General features: G+C 38.0%; 6 protein-coding genes. All 6 read right to left on the reverse strand.

Going from position 1 to position 6,446, the window contains the following annotated elements; translation table 11 throughout:
• On the reverse strand, positions 1-798 hold the full coding sequence (locus EM808_RS24500) for a hypothetical protein (RefSeq protein WP_127741793.1): 798 nt from the start codon (positions 796-798) through the stop codon (positions 1-3).
• A 220-nt stretch (positions 799-1,018) separates the two neighbouring features.
• Positions 1,019-1,624, reverse strand: coding sequence for a hypothetical protein (locus EM808_RS24505; protein WP_127741795.1), 606 nt, complete (start codon positions 1,622-1,624; stop codon positions 1,019-1,021).
• Between the two features lie 2 nt (positions 1,625-1,626).
• Complete coding sequence (locus EM808_RS24510; RefSeq protein WP_127741797.1) at positions 1,627-2,670, reverse strand: hypothetical protein; 1,044 nt, start codon at positions 2,668-2,670, stop codon at positions 1,627-1,629.
• A 156-nt stretch (positions 2,671-2,826) separates the two neighbouring features.
• Complete coding sequence (locus tag EM808_RS24515; RefSeq protein ID WP_127741799.1) at positions 2,827-3,111, reverse strand: hypothetical protein; 285 nt, start codon at positions 3,109-3,111, stop codon at positions 2,827-2,829.
• A gap of 14 nt (positions 3,112-3,125) precedes the next feature.
• Positions 3,126-3,974 carry a hypothetical protein gene (locus EM808_RS24520; RefSeq protein ID WP_127741801.1) on the reverse strand — a complete coding sequence of 283 codons (849 nt, stop codon included), beginning with the start codon at positions 3,972-3,974 and terminating at the stop codon, positions 3,126-3,128.
• 2,363 nt (positions 3,975-6,337) lie between these two features.
• Positions 6,338-6,446, reverse strand: a 109-nt coding sequence (locus EM808_RS29855; protein WP_164849636.1) for an IS3 family transposase, incomplete at its 5' end; no start/stop codon positions are given.

Raw genomic sequence — 6,446 nt, forward strand, 5'->3', positions numbered from 1 at the left:
TCAAACAGCCTTGTTAGTATGATAGCTAACAATGTTATAAGGTACATTGTATTGCTCAGATACAGCCCTACAGCTCATGCCTGACTGTCTCAAGTCTTTCCATTGCTGAATAAGCTCAGCAGAATACTTAGACTTTCTGCCTCTTTTCTCTTCCTTTTTCTTAGAAGTAGACTTCTGATACTTAGCCTCAATAACATCAATCTCATCCTGCAAAACAATGTATCTATCTAACAATAACTCAGGCATCTCATAGCTCTTATAAGACTTGTACTCTATGCCTTTAACCTTGTAGTCATTGCTTAGGACTGGATGAGGGTAAACAGTGATGATGATGCCCTCTGCATCCATTCCCCACTTAGTAGGCTTATTCAGTACATCAAGGACTGCAAACAGTTTATTATCTAACATATCCTCATACATAGAGTTGTAAATAGCAGTCAACTCACCCAGCATCTTAGTAGCCTGCTTAGGCTCTACATCATCTAGGATTAAGTAAATTCTAATATCCTCAATAGTATTTTTACTGCTCATTAATCTGCTTAGGTATCTGTCTTTAAGCTCATCATACTCAGTCTCAGACAGATTTTTAGGCTCAGGAATAGGATAAGTCCTGCCAAAGTCTCCTCTAGCTGTATCCTGCTTAAATTCATCCTGTATGGACTTGAATAACCTGCCCTCAATGACTTTCTTTACAAGCTCAGTACTTTCAATATCTGCCTCACTTGCAATCTTTTTATAGTTGCTGTAGCCTTCCTCATGGTATAGGTATAGGGCTTTATATGCTTTGTTAAAATCCATTGTTGTAATCCTCCTGATAGTTGTAGTTGGTTTAAAAAAGGCTCAGGATGTTACTCCCTTGCCTTGTTGTAGTTGGCTTTTTATTTAGTGCAATATTTATTAACAAAACCTGCTATCAATACTGCTCCAATGACTTCTAGTACAATCATGGTAGAGACCTCCTTAGCTGATGTTAGTTGTTGCCCTCATCTCTCTCCTCAGGTCTCCTAACTGTTGCTACTTAGATGCTCAGCTTTCTTTTAAGCTGTTCCATTTCCCTTTTCAGGTCTCTAGTTTTAGAAAGCATTACTTGTTGCCCTAGATGGATATTGTTATAAATCCTAGTTCCTTGAGGTACAATGCCTGCATCAATCAGCAAAGCATTAGCCTCAGAGAAAGCTACATTTAACTTGCTTGCAATGCCACTCATCTTAGCAACATCCTCCTCTACAGTCCTGATAGACATTGTTTCTACATACTCCTTATCAATTACAGAAAAGACTGTTTTAGCTCCTGCATGGACTGCAAAGAATGCTTTAAACTGCTCCTCTAGCTCTTTAGCAAACTTAACAGCTTGTCCATTGTTAATTGCTGATTGTAACTCAATGTCTTTCTCAATCTCCTCAACTTGTTGCATAATCTGCTTAGCATCCTTTAGGTTTGTAGCTAGTTGCATATCTTCTTTAAGTTGAGCCTTTCTAGCCTGTAGTAAAGCCAATTCCTCTGCTCCTACTTCTTTAAGTTCCTCTAGCCCATCAAACTTAGCTCTTACAGCCTCTAAAGCTGTCTCCATCTCCTTAATCTTGCTGTCCATTCCTACTGTGTACTCTGCTCTTTTGTTTTCCATCTTTACATATCTCCTTTAGTTTTATTAGTTGTTTGTCTCATCCATGCTCTAGCTTTTTCCTCTGCTGTAAGGAGTACCTGTAGCTCCTCATAATGCTCAGTTACTTTAGCCTCTACAGCCTCTATCTCAGGTAGCTTAGGAGTCCTGACAATGTTTTTAATCTTGTTAGTAGCCTCACTATAATCAGATGCCTTAACATCATTAGCTTTAGGAATACTGCTTGTAAGTCCATCAAGCTCCTGCAATAAAGCCTCAATCTTAGTCTTATCTACATCCTTTGCTTTAGGAGCATCCTTAACAATGTCCTCACCTTTAGCAAAGTCTTTAACCTCATCCATATTCATAGGCTCTTTGATGTTCTGCTCAAGCCTGTCCAGTTTAACTACTGTCTGCATCAGCTCTAAGTCTGGATGCTGTGTGCCATTATATAAGCTGTAGAAAGCAAGACCTGCCATCATCAGCTCTAATTTAAAACTCTCATCCTGTAGGCTCTTATCAATAAACCTCTCAGTATTACCTGCTGACTCTTTGTCTCCACTGTACAAATATGGAGATGATTGGAGCATAATCCCTAGCTCTTTAGTATCCATGTACTGCCCAATCTTTCCTAAGTTTTGCTTGATAAACCATCTGAGAGTATTAGCTTTTACTGACTGTAAGTGAAAGTAATCTCTGCCATATAGTCCAGTAGCCTCCATGTATAACTCTCTGTCTCTTGCAGTTCCTTGAGGGCTTACTGCTTTCTCATACATAACCCTAAAGAATTTATCTGTTTGTTCTTCAGATACAAACTGATTAGGATTGATACCTGCAAGCTCATTAACTTCCTCTGCCATAGACTCCTCAAGTCTTGCCTCAAACTCTGCTTTATACTTTGCCTTGTAGTTCTTTAAAGTCCTCTCAGAGATACCAAAGTACTTAGCTGTATCATTCTGTACTGCATTGTACTTAGCTTTTACCTCTGCCATGCAAAGGACTATATCTAGCTCTGTATCAGGAGCTTTGTCTTTAATGTACTGCTCAATTAGTTGTAAATTATCTGCCATTCTCTTTAACTCCTCTGCTCTTTTATATGTTTTCTAATCTGTATTTAGGGAAGGGACAGAGCAGGTTTAAAACTCTGTCTCCCTGTTCTCTTATATATGCATCTGAGTGAACACATCTAAAGCACATATGTCACCTTTTAAAACTTTTTTTACTTTTTAAGACCTGTAGGAAGGAGGCAGAGGCATTACTAAAATCTCTGCTCCTCTTAACAGTTTGAGAGTGATTGTTTTCTCTGTGCTATCTACATCAATCAGCTCTATAGTTCCATTGTTCACTAGCTCCAAGATGGATGCTTTTACATCCTCCTCAATAAACTCCTTTAAGGCTTTGCCATCTATTACAGTTGGCTCTCCTACATAAAACTTATATTTAGCAAGGAAAGCTAATACCTTGTAAGCTCCCTCTGATACTGTGTAGTCTGCTTTAATCTGCTTGCTCATTTGTTTACTCCTCCTTATTTCCCTCTGATTAAGAAATCTGCTTGTAATGACTTATCAGGCTCTCCATCTTTCCTGTAAAAGACAAATGGATTAACTTTTAGATGTGTTTTCCTGCCCTTTAATACCTTTGCAAAGACTGACATCCCATCCCATGTAAGAGAGTTGATTTTAGCCTGTACATTCTTCTTATCTAGTCCTGTAATCTCACAAATATCTGCAATAGATAAAGCCTCAATGCTCTCAGGATTAACCTCAAAAGGATTAGAGCAAAGGATGTTATTCTCATAGTGGATATAAGGCAGGATTAGATATAAAAACCCCATATCAGCAGGCTTTCTCTTTTTCTTGCTGTCATTGTAGAGCTTTCTAATCTGCTCAGAGAATGTCTTAACTACTTTCTTGTTTTTAGTTGTGCCTTTGAAATGATATTTTGAATTGATAACAAATGCCTCAACCTGTTTCCCTTTGGCCTCTACTGTTTTGACCTGCATTAGCCCTTTAGCTAAAAAGTTATCTATGTGTTTTTTAACATGACTCCTATTGTTAATACCTAAGACCTCTCCAATATCTCCCCTATTCATTGGTACAGGATTATGAGTGGACTTTACTAAAGCATTGTCCTCATATCTCACATAGGTCTGTAATACAAGGTAGTAACCTAGCTCTATTGTTGTTAGCATCTCTATAGCCTCCCTAGCATTGTCCATATCTGAAAAGGTGAATGCTTTAGCTTTCTTTCTGCTGTCCTCCCTTTTCTTTTTCTCTTGAAATGCTTTTTCTTGTTCTACTGTCCTGGCATAAGCAAACTCCTTTATCTCACCAGTCTCCAAATTTACAAACTCAGTTCCTTTAACCTCACTCATTGCTCCATACCTCCATATTTTTATAAGTGTTTTATTTGTCAAAGAGCCTCTTAAATTAGCTCTTTTGGATGGTCACTTATATACACAGCTGCGACTATTGGTTAACAAGTATGGAGAGCAAGATCGTAAGATTTTTTTATTTGTCCCTCTACTATCTATATTAGGAATCAAATTTATAACTGTGACATTATAGGAGGGCAAAACAGCTAACTAAACACAAGCAAAAAAGCCCTAAAGCCTTGAGGCTGTAAGGATTGCTAGAGTAGCTAATTTAATAGGGGGTATTTTGTGAACATAAACAGGGCTTAATGGGGGTATTTTATGAACATGAAAAAAAGTGCCATCAGCCTTACTTCTGCAAGGGATTGACACACTTTAACCTCAAAAGTTTTATCTTATATCTTGAGCATAGGCTCAGGAGCAACCTCCATTACAACAAAGGGAATAATCATAACAGTTTCTTATCTTTACAATATCTCAGCCCTTATAGCAGTTAAGACAGTCAGGAGGACTGTAGGAGGCAGTTAGAGCAGTTGGTAAAGCCTTAGTATCAGCTCTGTTGTATAAAGCTCTAATACTCTCTCTACTCTTTTATAAGTATGTTTTGAGGATGCCATAGGCAGACTCTAGGACTAGCTCTGCTAGGACTATAATTACTGTTATAAACTGTTAAGGGACTTGAATTGCAGTTGTGTAGCTGTAGGTATAGTAGTTAAGGGGGTAATACCTCTTAAACAGTCCTTATAAGTTGTAGTTGGCTTATTTGCTGATGTTAGTTTTCAATTTAAGGAGCAGTTTGCTACAGCAGACTTACTATGTAACTCTGTCCAGTAGACTCTCCTTACTTCTCCTTTCAATCTCTGTTTAATATCAGCTCTAATGTATCAAGCTTTATATTTTTTCTAATCTGTATTGCTGTACATTAACTCCATTTGACCTGTCTTACTTGCAGTTAGTTCTGTAGGTAGGGCAGGTCTTTTTTTTTGTCTGTAGGGAGGCTGTAAATGATAGGGGGAGGGTATCAGTCAATTAGGCTATAGAATACTGTCAGGAGGACTATAAGGATACTGGATAGTAGGTAGGTACATAACAGTTATATATACAGTTAAATACAGTTATAAGCTATATGTTAGGTACAAGAAATTGGTACAAAGGATAGTGATTGTACAAGTTAGGATAACAATAGGAGGTATTTTAAGGCTGTTTTGAGGCAGTCAGGAGGCTTTATATATGCTGATATTGTATAGAAAAACAGTGATAATACAGTCAGATGCAGGGAGGAAATGTACTGTAAAAATATCCATGAGTCCTGCATGATGTATACCCTTCCTCTCAGTTAGAAATCAGTAGGGCAGTTAGGATAACACAGCCTTATCCCTTGTAACATCTGCTTTTATAGCTATGCCTCAGCCCTTGCCTCTCTGCTGTGGGTAGGGTAGTGAGACTATACAAGGTAGGGAACATTATTTACACAGCAGGAGGGTACTGATTAGCCTGTACTGTTTAACAGGGATTATACAAAGCATCAGCTCTTTTGTTCTCAGGGTAGTAACATTTATCAAGGGTAGGCTAACAGCTCTTAGAGAGCATCCTGAGCAATCTGAGGACTATGCCCTAATAGCCTAAGAGGAACATACATACTGAGCGAATAACAGTAATATAGGGAGGTCTGCTATTAGTAGCATAGGGCTATTGTACAGCTAGGAGGGAGTATCTTTACAGGTAGGAGTACCCTTCTTTTTACAGCAGGTAGGACTACTATTTGTACAGGGATAGGGTTAATACTTTTGATACAGGGATATGAGACAGGATGAGCTACTGCTGTTAAGAGTATGTCTATCTTTTCACAATATTTACCTTTAACACCTCCTTTTGAGACTATGATACAGCATGATACTGTACTAGTTACAGTGACAATATAAGCATAGATAAGACTGAGCCAAAGCCTATTCTATTACTGCTATGATATTTAGCTGAGACTGCTTAGTCTTAGCTGTAATGTACAGTAATAATGATGTAAGTAATAACTATTGCCTGAGCTGTAAGAGACAAAGCCTCAGCAGAACAGACTGATAAGATAGTTATGCTTGCTGTCCTGATGCTGTACAATCTGATGTAATTAATTAACATTGACATACAAATAAATAAGTGTTATTAGCATAATATTTAATTTTTGTCAATCAAGGCTCAAAGGGGGATACATAGGGGGACTAGGGGTAGGAGAGGAGGGAGAGTCCTGTACATAACATATACACAATGATTTTTTACACTTAGGGGAAATACAAAGCTCTGACATTCCTGATGCAGTCCTGATACTGATGCCTAACAGCGACAAAAAGAAACATTGGATTGTCAACATTAAATCAAACAGCTTTTTTAAGGGACGATTGTTTGTAGTCAATGGGGCTTACATAACCTAGTGTTCCATGGATTCGAAGCTTGTTATACCAGTTAACATAGTCACTGAATTCT

Origin of the sequence: Niallia taxi (assembly GCF_004005475.1) — a bacterium.
Lineage (GTDB): Bacteria > Bacillota > Bacilli > Bacillales > Cytobacillaceae > Niallia > Niallia taxi.

What these genes read in the sequence shown, in the direction of transcription:
- EM808_RS24500 (WP_127741793.1), bottom strand. Translation starts at nt 798, where the DNA reads ATGGATTTTAACAAAGCATATAAAGCCCTATACCTATACCATGAGGAA.
- EM808_RS24505 (WP_127741795.1), bottom strand. Translation starts at nt 1,624, where the DNA reads ATGGAAAACAAAAGAGCAGAGTACACAGTAGGAATGGACAGCAAGATT.
- EM808_RS24510 (WP_127741797.1), bottom strand. Translation starts at nt 2,670, where the DNA reads ATGGCAGATAATTTACAACTAATTGAGCAGTACATTAAAGACAAAGCT.
- EM808_RS24515 (WP_127741799.1), bottom strand. Translation starts at nt 3,111, where the DNA reads ATGAGCAAGCAGATTAAAGCAGACTACACAGTATCAGAGGGAGCTTAC.
- EM808_RS24520 (WP_127741801.1), bottom strand. Translation starts at nt 3,974, where the DNA reads ATGAGTGAGGTTAAAGGAACTGAGTTTGTAAATTTGGAGACTGGTGAG.